Source organism: Caulobacter sp. UC70_42, from assembly GCF_044056025.1.
Lineage (GTDB): Bacteria > Pseudomonadota > Alphaproteobacteria > Caulobacterales > Caulobacteraceae > Caulobacter.
Genome location: NZ_CP171994.1, coordinates 4,973,642 through 4,991,388, shown reverse-complemented (window position 1 = coordinate 4,991,388; position 17,747 = coordinate 4,973,642). Strand labels below are relative to the sequence as shown.

The window sequence follows — 17,747 nt, the reverse complement described above, 5'->3', positions numbered from 1 at the left end:
CGGACGTTCATCTCTGCGCCTTAGCTGCCTTCTTCTCTAAGCCGAGGCGATGCGCCGCAAACTCCGCTTCGACTTCATCGTTTGACCAATCCAGGCCAGCGACGCGATCACGACGACCGGCTTCGACCTTGGCCCTCACGAAGGTTTCATGATCACGCGCTTGGCGTTGGCGTTGTACATAGTCGCGCATCAAATCACGCACGATCTGCGAGGCTGGCCGATGGGCGACCTGGGCTTCGGCGATGAAGGCGTCGCGCAACTCCGGCTCGAGCTTCATGGTGAACACGGCGTCCTTGCTCACGAGGCGATCTCCGGGCGGGTAATGAAAACGTATATACGTTGTCCACATGTCGAAAACCAGTCGTCCGCGCGCCTTGAAAGGCGCGTCTGGCTGGAATTCAATTGGACGCAAGCTCAGGTCAGCCAGTCCTCGCAGCGAAGGCCTTCCACGCGCTGGAACTCCGACAGATTGCCCGTGACGACGATCAGGCCGCGCGATCGTGCGTGGCCAGCGATCAGCACATCGTAGCCGCCGATCGGCTGGCCCATGCGTTCCAACGTCGCGCGGACATCAGCGGCGTGATCGGCGGCCGCGGCGTCGAAGGGCAGGACCTCCAGTTTCGCGCAAAAGCGCTCGACCTCTTGGCGGTTGTGCTCAGGGCGCGAGGATTTGGCCGCGCCGTGCAGCAGCTCGGTCAGGACCACCATAGAAATACACAAGGCGTCGGCGTTGAGATTGAAGCGCTCGCGCAAACCCGGCGGCCGATCCCTCAGGACGCGGATGCACAGGTTGGTGTCCAACAGATAGCGAAGCATTAGAAGGCCTCGCGCTCCGGGGCTTGCGGTTGATCGCGTTGGCCAAGGTCGACACCAGGCGCGGCGAAGAAGTCGTCCCACACCGCGTCTGATGGAACAATGACGCGACGATTGCCTTCTCGCAGCACCGTTACCGAGCGGACACCCTCAGGGAACGCCACGTCCTTTGGCAACCGAACGGCCTGGGTTCGGTTGGATTGAAACAGCGTGGTTTTCGTCATAGCGAAGCTCCGGATATACGCAGTGTATATCCCTGGCCAATGAAGTCCATCCTGTGCGGCCGCAGCGCCATCTTCGCGCCTGGCCATCAAGGCCCTTCCGGCAGCATGGCGACGCCGGCTGAAGATGGAAGGGGCAGAGGCGCGGGCGCGATCCGCCGCCGCGCCAGCGCCCTGGCGATCGCACCGCGATCGGCGTAGCGCTCCAGGCAGCCCAGGTTGCGAAAACTGTGCCCGGTGCAGAACGCGACCTCTTGCAGCGTCCAGCCGGCGGACAGCCGTTCGGTGACGAAGGTGCCGCGAAGATCGTGGAAGGTGAGATCGGTGATCCCGGCCTTGCGGCAATAGAAGCGCCAGGCGTTGCGAAATCCGCCATTCGAGGCCCAGGGCTGGCCATCCTGGCGCACGAGCACGAAGGCGCTGCAGCGAGGCGCCGTAGACAAGGCGCTGGCCAGCCTCGGCGTGATGGGGACGGCGACGTCCTGACGGGTCTTGGCCTGACGCAGACTGATCACATCGCCGTCGATGTCGCTCCAGCGCAGGGCCAGGAGATCGCTTTGCCGCTGCCCCGTCTCCAGCGCCATGATCATCGCCAGGCCAAGGCCCGGCGGCGCTGTGGCGACAAAGCGATCGACATCGTCCGGCTTCCAGACCTTGTAGCGACGATCACTGCGATAGAGCGGCGGAATGCCCGCGGCGCGATTGCGCTCGACGAGGCCGCGGCCCGCCGCCCAGCCGAGCAGGGCCTTGAGCACCTGGACGCCATAGTCGGCCCGGCGGGGGCTTTCGGCGCGGCGGTCGCGCCAGGCGAAGATCCGCTGGGCGGCGGACTTGTCGTCAAAGGCCGCCAGGGCCTCGCGGCCGAAGGCCAGGCGGATCCGCGCGAGCTGCTCGCGATAGTCGTCCTGGGTGCGGGCGGCCAGGCGCTTGAACTCCGGCGACTGCTGATAGCGCCAGATCAGATGAGCCAGGCTGTCGGCCTTGGGCTCGGCCCCGAGAAGGGCCTGATCGAGCCGGGCGGCGAAATCCCTGGCGTCCGGCGCGCCCAGGGGAATGTAGCGGCGGCCCCGCCGCAGATAGGCCTGGGCGAGGCCATCACCTTGGCGGGGGCGGGCGACGACCACGCCCTTGGGCATGGCGCTCGATCGGAAGGTCGCATTCATCCAGCAGCTCCAAATCGTCCTCTTGGCGCATGGATGCTACGTATCGTCATCATCGTCAATGCTACTTATTGTCTGTCGACGCAAAGTCATCATTTCCGAAGATGGCGCGATGAAAGCTTCGCCTTCCGCCCTTCGCCGCATCGTCGCTGACAACGTCCGCCGGCTTCGTCGAGATCTGGCGCTCAGTCAGGAGGATCTGGCCGGGCTGGCCCAGTTGCACCGAACCTATGTGGGAGCGATCGAGCGGGCCGAGCGCAACCTTTCGCTCGACAATATCGAGCGTTTGGCGCTGGCGCTGAAGGTGGAGCCGGCAAGTCTGCTGTCGAGCGCGGGGCGCTGATAGGCTTGAACACCCGCTGGGTTGTGCGCTGGCGGGCCGCAAGGGGTGAGCCCATGGTCCGTGCGAAAGGTCTGGCTGGAATTCAATTGGACGAAAGCGAAGTTTCAAATAGACCGTCTATGCCTTTCAATTATCCCAAATGAGTCTTTCAATTGGACCTGCTTCCTCGCCTTGCCGCCAACCGCGTTCGGGAAGCCCTGGCCGACACCCGCGTGGTGCTCCTGGCTGGTCCGCGCCAGTCGGGAAAGACCACCTTGGCCCAAGCCTTAGCGGGGGAAGGGCGCACCTATTTAACGTTGGATGACGCGACAACCCTGGCGGCGGCTCGGAGTGACCCGACCGGTCTCGTGCGGGGCCTTGAAACGGCGACCATCGACGAAGTTCAGCGCGCGCCGGATCTACTTTTGGCGATCAAGGAGGCTGTCGATCGGGACCGTCGACCCGGCAGGTTTCTGCTGACCGGCTCGGCCAATCTGATGACCTTGCCGCGCATCGCGGACTCTTTGGCCGGCCGGATGGAGACCATCCGCCTTTTGCCTTTGGCGCAGGCCGAAATCCACGGCGCGGTTCGACCAGGCTTTCTGACCGCGTTGTTTTCAGGACGCGTTCCAAGCGTCGGCGCGCCGCGCCTGGGAACGGATCTGGTCGAGACGGTTCTTGCCGGCGGCTATCCAGAGGCCTTGGCGCGGCGTAACTGGGCGCGCCGCCAGGATTGGCACCTCAACTATATCGAGGCGGTGATTGGACGGGACGTGCGCGATATCGCTCAGGTCGATCAGATGGATCGCATGCCTCGGCTCTTGCGGGCCCTTGCCGAGCATTCGGGCCAGTTGGTCAGCCACTCCGCGGTTGGCGCGGCGCTGAACCTCAATCATGTGACGACGCAGCGCTACACGGGCGTACTGGAGCAGCTGTTTCTGGTTCGCACTTTGCCGCCTTGGCGCAACAACGCGCTTAGTCGTCTCAGCAAGACGCCGAAGCTTCATTTTCTGGATTCAGGCCTCCTGGCCTCATTGCGGAATTTGACGCCTGAGCGGATCGCGGCCAATCGCACGCCGTTTGGCGCGGTGCTGGAAAGCTTCGTCTTCTCCGAGATCTTGAAGCTCACCTCATGGGATGAAGACCGCTACGTCCTCAGCCACTTTCGCGACAAGGCCATGGACGAGGTCGATATCGTGCTGGAAAATCGGGCCGGTCAAATCGTCGGATTGGAGATCAAGGCCTCTGGGACCGTACGCGCTGGCGATTTCAACGGCTTGCGCAAGCTGCGTGCGGCGGTCGGTGAGCGCTTTGCGTTTGGCGCGGTGCTTTACGACCATGATCAGCCGGTGCCTTTCGGCGAAGATTTGGCGGCTGTCCCGCTGTCGGCGCTTTGGGGGTGAGCCTGCGGGCGGAGCGCAACCTGTCGCTCGACAACATCGAGCGTCTGCCGCTGACCCTGAGGGGGGCGGGCGGTGCTGCTGTCTCCCGTTCGAGGGTAGAAAAAGGCCCGATTGAACGCGGCAAAATCGCCATGACCCGTCCAGGTCTGTCCGGCGTGATCGCTGCGCGACCACGCGCCGAGCGGGGGTCAAAGTGGGGGTTGAATTTTTAGGAAAAACGCTAAGTATTTGAAAGGCTTGCGGTCTGTCCGGCAAGTGCCCGGACTCCGTCTCCGCTGCGTAACCACTCCGCCACCGGGCCATCCGGGTCGACGACGCAAATCACGTCGGCGGGGAGGGCGTTCGATACAGGAGCCTCCAGGCGCTCGCAACTGTCAAATGCGGTTCAGCGCGGGCATAGGCCCTGCATCGTTATCGCCGTGGCATTGGAGCCTGTTCCGAGGTGGCGAAAGCAGGGAGAGGGCCGGCAGCACTCACTGAACGCCGCCGGCTAGGTGCTCGTCGGTGGGGTGACGAGAGGGGGGCGAAGGTATGTCGCGATGCGCCTTGAGGCAATGTTGATCACTTGAGCGCTTCAAGCTGCTGCGAGATTGGGGGATTACAGAGTTTGGTGCGGGCGGCCGGGATCGAACCGGCATAGCCTTGCGGCTGACGGATTTTCATACCACTTCGGCTTTCGCCGCCGCGGCGAGGCCGCGTTCGTGGTCTGGACTATCCCTTCGCCATGCCTCGACCGAGGTTTAGGCGCCGCCCGTCTAGTCTCTACACCTTCCCCCAAAAGGGGCTTGGCTCGGGATCGCCATTTCACAGGGTTCCCCGAATTTGAGCGGTTCTACGTCCTGGGTTTCCCCAAGCGCACTCAATCCTTGGCTTAAGTCCGTTGCGTCTACCAGTTCCGCCACGCCCGCTTAAAACCAACGCGAGCTATAGTCGGCCGGCCGCGGGGCGTCGAGCCTTTCGCGTGGCGCCGCCGGAGTGAACCGCCTCGGTTTTGACGGAGGCCTGATGGTTTGAGTCACGCCGCCATAGCGGAGAGCGTGAGCGCGGCATGGCCGGCGGCCTCGGCTTCGGCGGGCGGGATGTTGCCGATGGGCTCGAGGAGCCGGCGGCTGCTGCACCAGTCAACCCATTCGAGCGTGGCGTACTCGACGGCCTCTTAGGAGCGCCAAGGGCCGCGCCGGTGGATGACCTCCGCCTTGAGGCCGTTGATGATCCCGGCCAAGGCGTTGTCATAGCTGTCGCCGACGCTGCCGCCGGACGGCCCGATCCCGGCCTCGGCCAGCCGCTCGGCGTACTTGATACTGACGTATTGGGCGGATTCAACCGGTCGTCGCAACACCCTGATCGAGGAGGTTGCGACGACCGGTTGAATCCGCCTTGCGAGCCGCGCTGACCCTCGGCGGTCTGCTGGCCGCGTCGGACGTGTTCGGCGATGCGGGCGGCTGAAAGGCCCGTCTATCGGGGTGAGAGGATTTGCCCCAATCTGTCCGGTGTCTGTGTAAGGCGTTTCAGGCCCGGATACTTCAGGCCGAGGTGATAGGGAACTCGGACTAGGCGAACGCGGTCGTCGGCCTTGACGCTCAGCAGGATCGGTGATGCGCCTGGCTTGGCGGCGGCGGTGATCGCGGCCTTCAGGGCTTCGGGCGAGTAGGGTTTTCCCGCGACCTTGACGATCCGGGTTCCCGCGATGACGCCGGCCCGGTGGAGCGGGCCATCCCAGAGCGCTTCCTTGACCTGGCCGTCCCAGCCGATCTCCGCGCCCAAGGAGAAGGTCAGCAGGCTGGCCTCGGCGTCCTTCTCGTAGGCGGTGACATAGGCGGACGGCCGCGTCTCGAAGACCAGCCGCCAACCCGAGCGGGTAAGGCCGTCGAGCGGCGCGCGATCGTGTGCGTCCAGGCGGGCGTCGAGGAAGCCGGCCCAGTCGTAGGGCGCGACCGTGTTCAAGGCGGCCACGACGTCCTCGAAGTCATAGGTCGAAACGTTCATGTCGCCATCGTCCACGCCGAAGAAGGCGCGGGCGAAGTCGTCCAGCGACCTGGCGCCGTTGGTGCGCTCACGGATCAGGGTGTCGACGTCCAGCCAGAGGAGTTGGCCCTCCTCGTAATAGTCGAGCGCGCGCAGCCAGCTGGTCGAGCCCGTGCCGCCCGCCGAGTTCATGATGTAGGCGTTCGTCGTGTCCCGCAGGTTGCGCCAGCTGCGCCCCGGGGTGGCCTGGGCGTTGGCCGCGATCAGGGCCAGGCGCTGGCGCATCTGCTCGGGCGAATAGAGGCCCGACCGGGTCGCCAGGGTGTCGCCATAGTACTCGGTCAGGCCCTCATAGACCCAGAGCAGGCTGTTGCGCATCGGCGTGGTGTAGTCCGGCGTCCACAGGTCGGCCGGTCGGCGGTGCTTGCCGTTCCAGGCGTGGACATACTCGTGGGCCAGGATGTCCCGGCCGGTAAACGCCGTGTCCCAGGCCGTGAAATAGCCCGCCGAACTGTAGCCGTTCTCGCTGGACCTCTGATGTTCGGCGCCCAGATAGCCGACCGTGGGGTTCAGGCTGAGCAGAAAGTCGTAGTGATCGAAATTGCGCGCGCCGCCGAACAGCCTGTCCGCCTGCTGGACGAGGCGGCGATGGATCGCGACCTGGGCCGGGGTCGCCTTCAGATCCTTGGGCGCGTCGGCGAACACATTGAGCCGGACCGGGCGCGGCGATCCGGGATCGAGGTCGAAGCTGGCCTTGTGGCGGCCGGCGTAGACGGGCGAGTCCATCAGGGTTTCGAAGCTGGTGGCGGCGAACCGAGTCGTCGCGCCGGTGGTCTCCGCGCCGTCCAGGGCGGTGGCGAGGCTCCAGCCGGCGGGGACCGTCAGGGTCGGGCGGATGCGAATACGGCCGACCTCATAGCCGGCGGGATAGAGCGCGACGGCCGTCCATTTCAACAGGACCAGGTTCGGCGTCACCGCGATCCGCACCGGACCACCGGGCTGGGCCGTGGGCTGCTCCAGGCGGAGGGTCAGGGACTGGACCCCGGTCGGGACGTCCACGTGGAAGGCCGTCATCTCGACCGGATCGCGGCGCCAGGCCAGCCGCCGGCCGTCGTCGGCGGTGACCGTAAAGCCGCTCATCAGCACGATCTGGGCGCTGGGCGAATGCTCTCCGGGGATCCATTTGGGCAGGGACAGCACCAGCGGGCCAGGCGACACCGGAATGGTCTCGGTGACCTTGAACACCTTCCGCGTCGTATCACTGACGTCGACCTTCAGGTCGATGACGCCTGGATAGTCCACGGCCAGCGCCGCGGGGATAGGCGGCGAGGGCGAGGCGGGCCTGGGATCGCCCAGCGCCAATGACGCCGACATCGCCAGGCCCGCGGCCAATACTAGCTTCAGCATCATGCGGACGTCTCCACGCGAGAAGTCGCGGAGCGGCCGCACTGCGACCGCTCCGGTCCTGGCGTCACAGGCCGCTGGCGCCGCCGAACTTGTGGGTCAGCTGCAGGTAGTAGCTGCGTCCCGTCGAGGAGAACCACGAGGTGTCGTAGTACGGATACCCCGAATAGGTCGGATCGCGCGGCGGGTCCTTGTCCAGCAGGTTGTCGACGGCCAGGCTCAGACGCGTACGGTCGTTGATCTCGTACTGCACGGTGGCGTTGACCATGTAGGTCGCCTTGGTCCAGCCGTCCTCGGCGTAGTTGGGCACCCGGTCCAGGCGCTGGCCGTGCAGGCCGACGCTGAGGCCGTTGAGACGCCAGTTGATCGCCGCGCTGCTCTTGGTGCGCGGGATGTCGTAGCCGCTGTCGAAGGCCAGCTGGTTTTCGATGGGATCGCCCGGATACTGGCGGCTGGTGTGGTTGTGCACCCAGGTGTGGGCGATGCTGAAATCGAACGTACCCAGGCTGTCGGTCGGCCAGCGATAGTGGGCCGCCACGTCGATGCCGGTCGTCCGCTCGGTGGCGACATTGATCGGGTTGATCGTCACGGTGCTGATCGCGCCCGGATTGATGGCGGCGCTCAGCGGGTTGCGCTTCACGCGGGCCAGGGCGTCGACACAGGTCGGCGAGGTGATGCTGATGGCGGTGCCCGCCGAGGTCTGGCCGATCCGGCAGTCGGCTTCCTGCCGCAGGACGCTGTCCAGGCTCATGTCGAGCACGGCGTTGTTCAGCTGAACCCGGAAGTAGTCCACCGAGATGTCGAAGTTGCGGACCGGCGACCAGACCGCGCCGTAGTTGAACGACTTGGAGGTCTCCGGCTTCAGCTTGGCGTTGCCCAGGCGCACCTTGACCAGACCATCGTCGGCATAGCTGCAGTCTCCAATATCTTCGTCCGGCTCCTCGGTGCGGCAGCGGTAGTAGTCGGTGCCCGAGGGGTGGCTGATGCCTTCCTTGGCGAACACATAGTGCAGGTCGGGGGCGCGGAAGCCGGTGCCGTAGGCGCCCCGCAGCAGCAGGGTTTTCACCGGCCGCCACTCGACGCCGCCGTTATAGGTGAACTTGTCGATCGTGTTGCCGCCGTACTTGTAGCTGTCGTAGCGCCCGGCGGTGGACAGCTCGACGCTGCTCAGCAACGGCGCGCGGAACTCGTAGCCGACGCCCCAGTGGTCGCGGGAGCCCGAGCCGTCGGCGTCGCGCAGGCCGTAGTAGTAGTTGACCGTGGCTAGCGGATCGAGGCCCAGCTTGTAGGACTGATGGCCGTACTCGGCGACCGCGGCGAAGCCCACGGGGCCGGCGGGCAGGTGGAACAGTTCCGCCTGGTTGATCTGGAACGACACGCCCTGCTGACGCGCGACCGGCTTGTAGGTCGTGCGCGCGGTGATCGACTCGAACTCGGCCGTGGTCAGGGGCGTGTAGAGTTCGCGCGGGTCGGCGTTGAAGATCGGATAGCCGCTGTCGGCGTCGACGCCCAGCTGCGAGCCCAGGAAGAGCGCCGTGGCCTTCGAGGTCACCACCTTGGGCCAACTGATCGACGAGCGGTACTGGCTGAAATTGTAGAAGGCCTCGTAGTCCCAGCCGCCGCCCAGCGACCCCTTCACGCCCGGCGTGATGCTGAAGGTCTTGGAGACGTTCTTGATGAAGCCCTTGTTCAGTCCACCCATTTCCTCGGGCGTGAAGTTGCGGTGCCAGAGATCCAGCGCGCCGGTGAACTGGTTATAGAATATGCCGTCCTCGCTGCCGTTGGCGTCCTGGTACTCCCAGTTCAGGACGTCCTGGAACTGCCGGGTGCGGCTGTAGCCCGCCGAGATATCGGCGAAGAACGAGAGGGTGTCGCGCGGCGCGTAGTTCAGCGAGGCCACGACGTTGGCGCTCTTGCGCTCGCTGACGATCGTACCGTAACCGATCGAGCTGTAGCTGCCGCAATAGTAGCCGGGGCCGTAGTCGTCGAGATCGGCGTCATAGGCGCCCCAGCCGGGACGGCTGACATATTCGATGGACCCGCCGTTCAGCTTCGACAGCGCCTTGCAGGTGTTCGCGCCCGGATCGACATAGACGTCCTCCGACGGATCCATCCGCAGGAAGTCGCGACGGGCGATCGCCGTGCGGCTGCTGGGGCTGTCCTTGGTGCTGTCCTGGATATCGCGGTCATAGGCCCACATCGGGCGCTGATTGACGAACTCGCCGCCGATCACCAGGTCGAAGTTGTCCTTGGAATAGCCGCTCGAGATGTTGACGCGCTGGCTGGCGCCGCCGCCGTGCTCGTAGCCGCCGAGGGTCACGTCGACGGTTGTGCCGTCGACCTTCTTCTTCAGATTGAAGTTCACCACGCCCGAGATGGCGTCCGACCCGTAGACCGCCGAGGCGCTGCCGCTCAGCACTTCGATCCGGTCGATCATGCCCAGCGGGATCGACGAGGTGTCGGTGAAGGCGCTCTTGCCGTTGTAGGGCAGGGGGAAGTCGGCGATCCGACGACCGTTCACCAGCACCAGCGTGTGGTTGGGGCCCAGGCCGCGCAGGTCAACCTGCTGGGCGCCTGGGGTCCAGTCCATACCGCTGGACGACTGCTGGGTCTGGGTCTCGCCGCCGTTCTGGGTCAGCGAGCGCATGACGTCGGGGACGCTGTTGAAGCCCGCGGCCTTGATGCTGTCACTGGTGATGACCGTGACCGGGGCAGGGCCTTCCGTGGCGACTCGGGGAATGCGCGACCCCGTGACCACCAGCGCCTCGACGGCGTCGTCGTTCGCGCCGGCGGCCGGCGCGGTCTGGGCCATCGCCTGGCCGACGATCAAAAGGCCGGCCGCGCCCGCCAGCGCGCTGGCGCGAAGAAGCTGAGTCTTCATTGGTATTCCCCCTCTTTGTTGACGCCGACGGTCCTGTTTTGGGTGCTCCGCGCGCGGCGTTGCTGCGAGATTGAGCCCATTTGGATCGCGACTTTCCCAGATTGAAAGGCGGAAATGACAGATTGTCAAAATTTATGGACATATTGCTCGTAGCGTGCAGCAATTTGCCCGTCGCGCCTCGATAGTGGGCGGGATGACGATCCTGGGGGCGAAACGCCTCGCGGCGTGTCGCGAAAGCTGGCCGAGCGACTAGGCTCGGTTCGAACGGAGGAAGCCGGATGGTTCGATTTGCGCCCGCGATGGCCATGGTCGCGATGCTCATGGGCGTCGCCGCCGCGCAGGCGGCGACGCCGGCCGGTCCCGACGCCGTCGGCCCCGGCTACGAGTACTACGCCATCGGCGACGTGAACGCGCCGACGCCCGGCAAGACGGGGCCGTTGCTGGGCTTGTTCGGCGGCGGCGACTGGCCGGTCGAGGCTTTCCGGACCTTCGTCAAGCAGTCGGGCGGCGGTCACATCGTCGTGCTGCGCGCCCGCGGCGGCCGCGAGCTGCAGGACGAGATCTACAACGACGTCGGCGGCGCGGTCTCGGTCGAGACCCTGGTGATCCACAATGAAGACGCCGGCGAAGACCCCAAGCTGCTCGCCATCATAGCGCGCGCCGACGGCATCTTCTTCGGCGGCGGCGACCAGAGCAACTACGTGCGCGCCTGGAAGGGCACGGCGCTGAACAAGGCGCTGGACGCCCACGTCAAGGCGGGCAAGCCGATCGGCGGCACCAGCGCGGGCCTGGCGGTGCTGGGCGGCTATGTCTATGGCTGCCTGGATTCGATCAGCCTGACCTCGCCGGACGCGCTGAAGAACCCCACCGGGCCCAGCGTCACCCTGGTGCGCGACTTCCTGCACCTGCCGTATCTGTCCAAGGTCATCACCGACACCCACTTCGACAAGCGCGACCGCCAGGGGCGGCTGGTGACCTTCGTCGGGCGGCTGATCCAGGAGGAGAACGACACCACGATCACCGGTCTGGGCGTGGACGAGGCTGGCGCCATGCTGGTCGACGGGCAGGGCGTTGGCCGCTACTACGGCCCTGGCCATGCTTGGCTCGTGCGTCCGCTGAAGAAGCCGGCCACCATCATCGCCGGACAGCCGCTGACCTATACGTCGTTCCCGATCATCGGGCTGGGTCCTGACAGCACGCTCGACTTCAAGACCTTTGCTGTCACCAAGCCCGACTTCACCATCACCGCGCGCGTCGACAAGGGCGCGTTTGTCCGCAGCGACCGATAGTCCCGCCCAAATGTCCGTTACCACCGAGATCAAGATGACGCTTCAGACTCTCCGCCGCTTCACCGTTCTCGCCCTTTTCGGCGTCGCCCTTTCCACGCCGGCGCTGGCCGACGACGCGCCCAAATGGTCGCTGGCCGTGCACGGCGGCGCGGGCGTGCTCGAGCGCGGAGAGCTGACGCCCGAGAAGGACAAGGCCTTCCGCGCCGGGCTGGACGCGGCGCTCGAGGCGGGCGCCAAGGTCCTGAAAGCAGGCGGCTCCAGCCTCGACGCCGTCGAGGCGGCCGTACGGGTGCTGGAAGACAACCCCCTGTTCAACGCGGGCAAGGGCGCGGTCTTCACCGCCGAGGGGCGCAACGAACTGGACGCGGCGATCATGGACGGCGCCACCTTGAAGGCCGGGGCGGTCGCGGGCGTGACGCGCACGCGCAACCCCATCAGCCTGGCCCGCGCGGTCATGGAGAAGTCGCCCCATGTCCTGCTGGCCCGCGAGGGCGCGGACCAGTTCTCCAAGGAGAAGGGCCTGGAACAGGCGCCGCCGGAGTACTTCTATACCGAGGAGCGCTGGAAGCAGTTGCTGGCCTGGCGCAAGGATCACCAGGCCATGCTGGATCCCGCCCACCTGTTTGGCACGGTTGGCGCGGTCGCCCTGGATCAGGCCGGACACGTGGCCGCCGCCACCTCGACCGGCGGCATGACCGGCAAGCGCTGGGGGCGCATCGGCGACAGCCCGATCATCGGCGCGGGGACCTATGCGCGCGACGGAGACTGCGCGGTGTCGGCCACGGGATCGGGCGAATACTTCATTCGGGAGTCCGCCGCGCGTCAGGTCTGCGATCGCATCGCCTGGAAGGGCGAGACCGTACAGCAGGCCGCGGACGGAACCATGGCTTCGATCACCAAGATCGGGGGCGACGGCGGGCTGATCGCCATCGACGGCCAGGGACGGGCGGCGTTCGGCATGAACGACCTGGGCATGTATCGTGGCGCGATTTCCTCGGCGGCGCCCACGCCGCGGACGGCGATCTATGCCGACGAGCCGTCACCGCGTTGATTGGAACGCCAGCAGGGGGGCAGGGCTTGACGAAATCGGATGACCGGGGACTGAGCGACCTGGACCGGCGTCTGCTGGCCATGCTGCGGGAGGACTCCCGTCAGCCGGTGACCAAGCTGGCCGGCGACCTGGGACTGTCCCGCGCCAATGTCTACGCCCGCCTCAGCCGGCTGGAGGAGGAGGGAGTCATTGGCGGTTACACGGTGCGTCTCGGCGACCCCTACGACCGGCGGCTGATCCGCGCCCAGGTGATGATCAAGGCCCTGCTGAAGCACGGCAAGACCATCGAGGAGTCCCTCGCGGCCATCCCCGAGCTTTCGGCGCTCCATGCGATCAGCGGCGAGTACGACCTGATCGCGGTGGTCGAGGCCGAGACCGTCGGCGAACTCAACGCGCTGATCGACCGGATCGGCGAGATCGAGGGCATCGAGCGGACGACCTCGTCGATCCTGCTGGCGACGAAGGTCCTGCGTTAGGGACGCTCGCGGCGGTTTCTCCCGCCAGATCCGGCCAAGTCGGCGGTTTCCTGGGGGCGCGCCGGCATAAGCTGCCGCGTGAGCTTCAGCGGAGAAACGTCTTGAGCCTCCAGCGGATCGACACCGGACCCGGATTTCTGGGCGTGGCGGCCGACGCCGGTCATCACGATACCCTGCTGCGCGCCCACGTGATGTTGCGGCTGGCGCGGTGTGACATGGCCGAGGCCGAGCGCGCCCTGGCCGAGATCGCCGGCCTCACCGCCCTGCACCAGATTTCGGGTGACTATGACCTGGTCGCGGTGGTCGAGGCTCCCCACGCCGAGGCGTTGGACGCGCTGGTCTCCAGGATCGCGCGTCAGCGCGGCGTCAGCGCGGCCATGACCTCGCGCCTGCACCCGTCGGTCAGTCGTTCCCGCGCCCGCGCCTTCGCCCCCGCGACGCCCGCACCACGCTAATACGGGAGCATGCCGTGGACTTTCCCTATCCCAGCCTGCTGTTCCTGGCCGATGTCGATCGCGTCAGCGCCAAGACCGCCCTGGGCGTCGCCTATTGGAGGCCGGAGGCCTGCGTCGGCCAGCTTCGCCTGCAAGGCTGCGAGGTCGATCTGGGCTTGCCCGACATGACCCCGAGCGCGGCGAGGGCGGCGGGGGCGCGTTCGCTGCTGATCGGCGTGGCCAATGCCGGCGGCTTTATTCCTCCGCACTGGGAAGCCGTGCTGATCGAGGCGCTGGAAGCCGGATTGGACCTGATCTCGGGTCTTCACACCCGCTTGGCCAGCCTGCCGCGCGTTCGGGAGGCGGCCGAGCGACTGGGGCGGCGGTTGCTGGAGGCGCGCGAACCCGATCCCCGGTTCAATGTGGTCGGCGAGGGCGTCAAACGCGGCGGCCAGCGTCTGCTCACGGTCGGCACCGACTGCGCCGTGGGCAAGATGTACGCGGCCCTGGCTATCGCCAGGGAACTCAAGGCGCGCGGCGTGAGCGCCGATTTTCGCGCCACGGGCCAGACCGGCATCTTCATCGCCGGATCCGGCGCGCCGATCGACGCCATCGTCTCGGACTTCGTGGCTGGCGCGGCCGAGGTTCTCAGCCCGGCGGCGAGCGAGGATCATTGGGATATCATCGAGGGGCAGGGATCGCTGTTCCACCCGGCCTATGCGGGGGTCTCTCTGGGGCTGCTCCATGGCAGCCAACCGGACGCCCTGGTGGTCTGCCATGACGCCACGCGCACGGCGATCGACGGTCTGGAGGCCTTCCCCACGCCCAGCCTCGCCGAGGCGATCGAACTGAACCTGCGGCTCGCCCGACTGACCAATCCGGCGGTCCGCGTCGCGGGCGTCTGTATCAACACCTCGCGCCTGTCGACGGAGGCGGCGGCCAAGTCCTTGACCGAGACGGCCGCGGCTCTGAGCGTTCCGTGTTGCGATCCGGTGCGCACCGGCGTGTCGACGATCGTCGACACCCTGCTGACCAGATCGGCCCGGCGCGGCGCGGCCTGATGCGCCTGACCACGCGCGAGCGGGTTCACGCGCTGATCGAGCCGTTCGTCATCGCGCGGAAGACCTATACCGAGGCGCTCGTTGTCGAGGTCGAGATCGAGGCGGACGGTGTCATCGGTCGCGGCGAGGCGGCGGGCGTCGACTATCGCGGCGACACGCCCGACCGGATGCTGCGCCAGTTGCGAGAGGTCGCCGAGGGGCTGGATCGCGGCGAGACCCTGGACCGCGCCGTTCTGGCGGCCCGCCTGCCGCCTGGCGGCGCGCGGAACGCCGTCGACTGCGCGCTGTGGGATCTGGAGGCCAAGCGCTCGGGCGTGTCCGCCGCCGCGCGCGCGGGCCTGGCGCCGCTGCGCCCCGTCGAGACCTTTGTCACCCTGGGCATGGATACGCCGGCGGCCATGGGCGCCAAGGCCGCGCGCTGGGCCGAGCGCTACGGAGCGCTGAAGGTCAAGCTGGGCGACGCCGACGACATGGCGCGCCTGGACGCCATCCGTTCGGCCGCGCCGCGGGCGCGCCTGATCGCCGACGCCAACCAGGGCTGGACGCTGGCGCAACTGAATGACCGTGCTCCACGCATGGCGCGGATGGGTGTGGAACTGCTGGAGCAGCCGTTGCCGGTCGGCCGTGACGACGAGCTTCTCGACTATCGCGGCGCCGTGCCCCTGTGCGCCGACGAGTCGCTTGACGATCGGGCGGACCTTGACCGGGTCGTGGGACGCTACGCCTTCTGCAATATCAAGCTGGACAAGGCCGGAGGGCTGACCGAGGCGCTGGCCCTCGCCAAAGCCGCCCGGGAGCGCGGCTTGCGTCTGATGGTCGGCTGCATGGAGGGCACGTCGCTGGGGATCGCCCCGGCGCTGCTGCTGGCTCAGGGCTGCGAGATCGTCGATCTCGATTGCCCGATGCAGCTGGTCCGCGACGTCGACGGCGGCTTCGGCTACCGGGATGGCTGGCTGCGCCCGAACGGGCCGGACCTCTGGGGCTAGGCTTCGAGATCCTGCGCCGTCGCCAGCAGCGCGGCCAGATCCAGGCTCGCTTCGCCCTTCAGCTTCTTGGTGACCGGCAGGGTGACGTAGTCGAACGAGACGTTCAAAGTTTCGAGCAGGCGATCCATGATGGTCTGATAGTGCTCGATGCCAAAGGCGGCGACCGTCATCAGATAGTCGACGCCGCCGAGCACGGCCTGACAGGCTATGACGTTGGGTTGCGAGACGATCCCGGCCTCGAAGACCTTGGCCTTGGCGTAGGAATAGTCGGTCAGCTTGATCTGCACGACGAAGGTCGAGAGCTTGGCGAGGCGACCAAGATCGAGCTCGGCGTGGTAGCCCCGAATGATCCTGGATTTCTCCAGCTTCTTCATGCGTTCCCAGCAACGCGACGCGGAAAGCCCGACCTGGTCGCCCATCGCCGCCTTGGTCACCCGCCCCTCGCGATGCAGCAAGGCCAGGATCTTCAGATCGATGCGGTCGAGGTCCTTGCGCTGGTCGGTCATGGGCGGCCCTTGCTGATCGTCGTTCCAGCCTTAGCGCAAGCTCGGCGGTGAGGGTTAGCGCGAGCGCCCGATATTGGGAGAGCTCCGAGCGTCGACGGTGTCCGAAACGGCGGAAACCGCCGCCGCCGCCCGCTAGACTCGCCAGGTGCAAGAGAGGGCGGGCTGATGAAATCCTATCTGTTCAGATCGGTCCTTGGCGTAGCCGTCGCGGGGGTTCTGGGATCCGGCGCGTGGGCCTCGACGCTCATTGTCAACGCCAGGGTGATTGACGGCTCCGGAGCGCCGGCCCGTTCGGTCAGCGTCCGGATCGACGAGGATCGCATCGTCGCCGTCGGGCGGCTCAAGCCCGTTCGGGGCGAGGCCATTGTCGACGCCAAGGGGCTGACATTGGCGCCGGGTTTCATCGACGCCCACAGCCACCATGACCGGCAGGCCGAAAAAACGCCGGACATGACGGCCGTGACCGCCCAAGGCGTCACTACCATCGTGGTCGGGCAGGATGGGGAGTCCGCGCTTCCGCTGAAGCCGTATTTCGAGCAACTGGCGCGATCGCCGCTGGCTGTCAACGTCGCGTCCTACACCGGGCACGGCAGCCTGCGCGCGCGCGCCATGGGCCAGGACTACAAGCGCCCGGCGACACAGGCCGAGATCGCGCGCATGCAGGACGATCTCGCCGCCGATCTGCGCGCCGGTTCGCTGGGCCTGTCCACCGGGCTGGAATACGACCCCGGGATCTACGGAACGCCGGAAGAGGTGGTCGCCCTGGCCAAGACGGCCGCGGCCGGCGGCGGGCGCTATATCAGCCATATGCGCAGCGAGGACGTGAAGCTGGACGCGGCGATCGACGAGATCATCGCCATCGGACGCGAAGCCAAGCTGCCCGTGCAGATCTCACACCTGAAGATCGGCATCGTCGATCGCTGGGGGAGGCGCCAAGATCCTGGCCAAGCTGGACGCCGCCCGCGCCCAGGGCGTGGACATCATCGCCGACGTCTATCCCTACAGCTACTGGCAGAGCAATCTGTCGGTGCTGCTGCCGGAGCGGAACTTCGAGGATCGGGCCGCCGCGCGCTTCGCCCTGACCAAGCTGACCACGCCCGAGGGCCTGCGGATCGCCGTCTTCGCGCCGGACCCGTCGCTGGTCGGCAAGTCGATCGCCCAGATCGCGGCCGAGCGCCACGCGGATCCCATCGAGACCTATCTGGCGCTGACGCGCCAGTCGGAGGCCTATCGCGCCGCCCATCCGGAGGTCGAGCGCGTGGACGCCGTGATCGGCTCGGCCATGGCCGAGCCCGACATCGCCACCTTCATCGCCTGGAAGCACTCGGTGATCTGCTCCGATGGCATGACGCACGGCCTGCATCCCCGGGGCTTCGGGGCCTTCGCCAAGATCCTGCGCGTCTATGTTCGGGAACAGCGCCTGCTCACTCTGGAGGAGGCCGTGCACAAGATGTCGGCTCAGACCGCCGCCCAGCTTGGCCTGGCCGACCGGGGGACGATCGCGCCGGGTCTTCAGGCCGACCTGGTGCTGTTCGATCCCGCGCGCGTCGCCGACCGTTCGGACCTGGATCACCCCAACGCCCTGGCGACCGGCGTGAGCACCGTCTGGGTCAATGGCGTCGTGGTGTTCGACAAGGATGCCGCGACCGGAGCGCGGCCTGGCCAAGTCGTGCGCCGCGCCGGCTGGCGGCCGGTCGACTGAGAGCAAAGACCGGCACTAGTCCCGATTGAGCGGACTCCGCCGGCCTCGAAGTTTCCAGCGCGAAACCTCGTGG

Annotated in this window: 16 protein-coding genes and 2 pseudogenes; 10 read left to right on the top strand and 8 right to left on the bottom strand. The window is 66.7% G+C overall.

Features of this window, described 5'->3' with window-relative positions; translation table 11 throughout:
- Positions 1 to 7: 7 nt before the first annotated feature.
- The 4 genes from ACHMW8_RS25075 to ACHMW8_RS25060 form a co-directional block, all read right to left on the bottom strand.
- Positions 8 to 301, bottom strand: a complete 294-nt coding sequence (locus ACHMW8_RS25075; protein WP_395444127.1) for an antitoxin of toxin-antitoxin stability system — start codon at positions 299 to 301, stop codon at positions 8 to 10.
- 113 nt (positions 302 to 414) lie between these two features.
- Positions 415 to 816: a type II toxin-antitoxin system VapC family toxin gene (locus tag ACHMW8_RS25070; protein ID WP_395444126.1), complete on the bottom strand. Its 402-nt coding sequence runs from the start codon at positions 814 to 816 to the stop codon at positions 415 to 417.
- Positions 816 to 1,037, bottom strand: a complete 222-nt coding sequence (gene vapB, locus ACHMW8_RS25065; protein WP_395444125.1) for a type II toxin-antitoxin system VapB family antitoxin — start codon at positions 1,035 to 1,037, stop codon at positions 816 to 818. Before vapB ends, ACHMW8_RS25070 begins: the two co-directional genes overlap by 1 nt.
- 86 nt (positions 1,038 to 1,123) lie before the next feature.
- On the bottom strand, positions 1,124 to 2,197 hold the full coding sequence (locus ACHMW8_RS25060) for a tyrosine-type recombinase/integrase (protein WP_395444124.1): 1,074 nt from the start codon (positions 2,195 to 2,197) through the stop codon (positions 1,124 to 1,126).
- On the opposite strand from ACHMW8_RS25060, the gene ACHMW8_RS25055 reads away from it, so the two are divergent.
- Both ACHMW8_RS25055 and ACHMW8_RS25050 read left to right on the top strand, forming a co-directional pair.
- Positions 2,169 to 2,537, top strand: coding sequence for a helix-turn-helix domain-containing protein (locus ACHMW8_RS25055; RefSeq protein ID WP_395446053.1), 369 nt, complete (start codon positions 2,169 to 2,171; stop codon positions 2,535 to 2,537). The genes ACHMW8_RS25060 and ACHMW8_RS25055 overlap by 29 nt on opposite strands.
- A gap of 152 nt (positions 2,538 to 2,689) precedes the next feature.
- Complete coding sequence (locus ACHMW8_RS25050) at positions 2,690 to 3,919, top strand: ATP-binding protein (protein ID WP_395444123.1); 1,230 nt, start codon at positions 2,690 to 2,692, stop codon at positions 3,917 to 3,919.
- Between the two features lie 1,015 nt (positions 3,920 to 4,934).
- Here the strand turns inward: ACHMW8_RS25050 and ACHMW8_RS25045 are convergent.
- The 3 genes and pseudogenes from ACHMW8_RS25045 to ACHMW8_RS25035 all read right to left on the bottom strand — a co-directional run.
- A pseudogene (locus ACHMW8_RS25045) lies at positions 4,935 to 5,234 on the bottom strand (IS3 family transposase); the annotation flags it as partial.
- Positions 5,235 to 5,374: 140 nt separating this feature from the next.
- Positions 5,375 to 7,294, bottom strand: a complete 1,920-nt coding sequence (locus tag ACHMW8_RS25040; RefSeq protein ID WP_395444122.1) for a M61 family metallopeptidase — start codon at positions 7,292 to 7,294, stop codon at positions 5,375 to 5,377.
- 61 nt (positions 7,295 to 7,355) lie between these two features.
- Positions 7,356 to 10,169, bottom strand: a complete 2,814-nt coding sequence (locus tag ACHMW8_RS25035) for a TonB-dependent receptor domain-containing protein (RefSeq protein ID WP_395444121.1) — start codon at positions 10,167 to 10,169, stop codon at positions 7,356 to 7,358.
- Between the two features lie 305 nt (positions 10,170 to 10,474).
- Here ACHMW8_RS25035 and ACHMW8_RS25030 point away from each other — a divergent pair, with 305 nt between their 5' ends.
- From ACHMW8_RS25030 to ACHMW8_RS25005, 6 genes are all read left to right on the top strand, one after another.
- A complete protein-coding gene (locus ACHMW8_RS25030) occupies positions 10,475 to 11,458 on the top strand; it encodes a cyanophycinase (protein ID WP_395444120.1) in 984 nt (327 codons plus the stop codon).
- A 34-nt stretch (positions 11,459 to 11,492) separates the two neighbouring features.
- Positions 11,493 to 12,509: an isoaspartyl peptidase/L-asparaginase family protein gene (locus tag ACHMW8_RS25025; protein WP_395444119.1), complete on the top strand. Its 1,017-nt coding sequence runs from the start codon at positions 11,493 to 11,495 to the stop codon at positions 12,507 to 12,509.
- Between the two features lie 26 nt (positions 12,510 to 12,535).
- Positions 12,536 to 12,985 (top strand): Lrp/AsnC family transcriptional regulator, encoded by a 450-nt coding sequence (locus ACHMW8_RS25020; RefSeq protein ID WP_125159260.1) that lies wholly within the window; start codon positions 12,536 to 12,538, stop codon positions 12,983 to 12,985.
- A gap of 101 nt (positions 12,986 to 13,086) precedes the next feature.
- Positions 13,087 to 13,440: an Lrp/AsnC ligand binding domain-containing protein gene (locus ACHMW8_RS25015; protein ID WP_395444118.1), complete on the top strand. Its 354-nt coding sequence runs from the start codon at positions 13,087 to 13,089 to the stop codon at positions 13,438 to 13,440.
- Between the two features lie 14 nt (positions 13,441 to 13,454).
- Positions 13,455 to 14,480 (top strand): DUF1611 domain-containing protein, encoded by a 1,026-nt coding sequence (locus ACHMW8_RS25010; RefSeq protein WP_395444117.1) that lies wholly within the window; start codon positions 13,455 to 13,457, stop codon positions 14,478 to 14,480.
- Positions 14,399 to 15,466, top strand: coding sequence for a dipeptide epimerase (locus tag ACHMW8_RS25005; protein ID WP_395444116.1), 1,068 nt, complete (start codon positions 14,399 to 14,401; stop codon positions 15,464 to 15,466). Before ACHMW8_RS25010 ends, ACHMW8_RS25005 begins: the two co-directional genes overlap by 82 nt.
- Here the strand turns inward: ACHMW8_RS25005 and ACHMW8_RS25000 are convergent.
- Positions 15,463 to 15,972 (bottom strand): Lrp/AsnC family transcriptional regulator, encoded by a 510-nt coding sequence (locus tag ACHMW8_RS25000; protein ID WP_395444115.1) that lies wholly within the window; start codon positions 15,970 to 15,972, stop codon positions 15,463 to 15,465. The genes ACHMW8_RS25005 and ACHMW8_RS25000 overlap by 4 nt on opposite strands.
- 165 nt (positions 15,973 to 16,137) lie before the next feature.
- Between ACHMW8_RS25000 and ACHMW8_RS24995 the strand changes: the two are divergent.
- Together ACHMW8_RS24995 and ACHMW8_RS24990 are read left to right on the top strand one after the other, a co-directional pair.
- Positions 16,138 to 16,860: pseudogene (locus ACHMW8_RS24995) on the top strand (amidohydrolase family protein); the annotation flags it as partial.
- A gap of 85 nt (positions 16,861 to 16,945) precedes the next feature.
- A complete protein-coding gene (locus ACHMW8_RS24990) occupies positions 16,946 to 17,674 on the top strand; it encodes an amidohydrolase family protein (protein WP_395444114.1) in 729 nt (242 codons plus the stop codon).
- Positions 17,675 to 17,747: the final 73 nt, after the last annotated feature.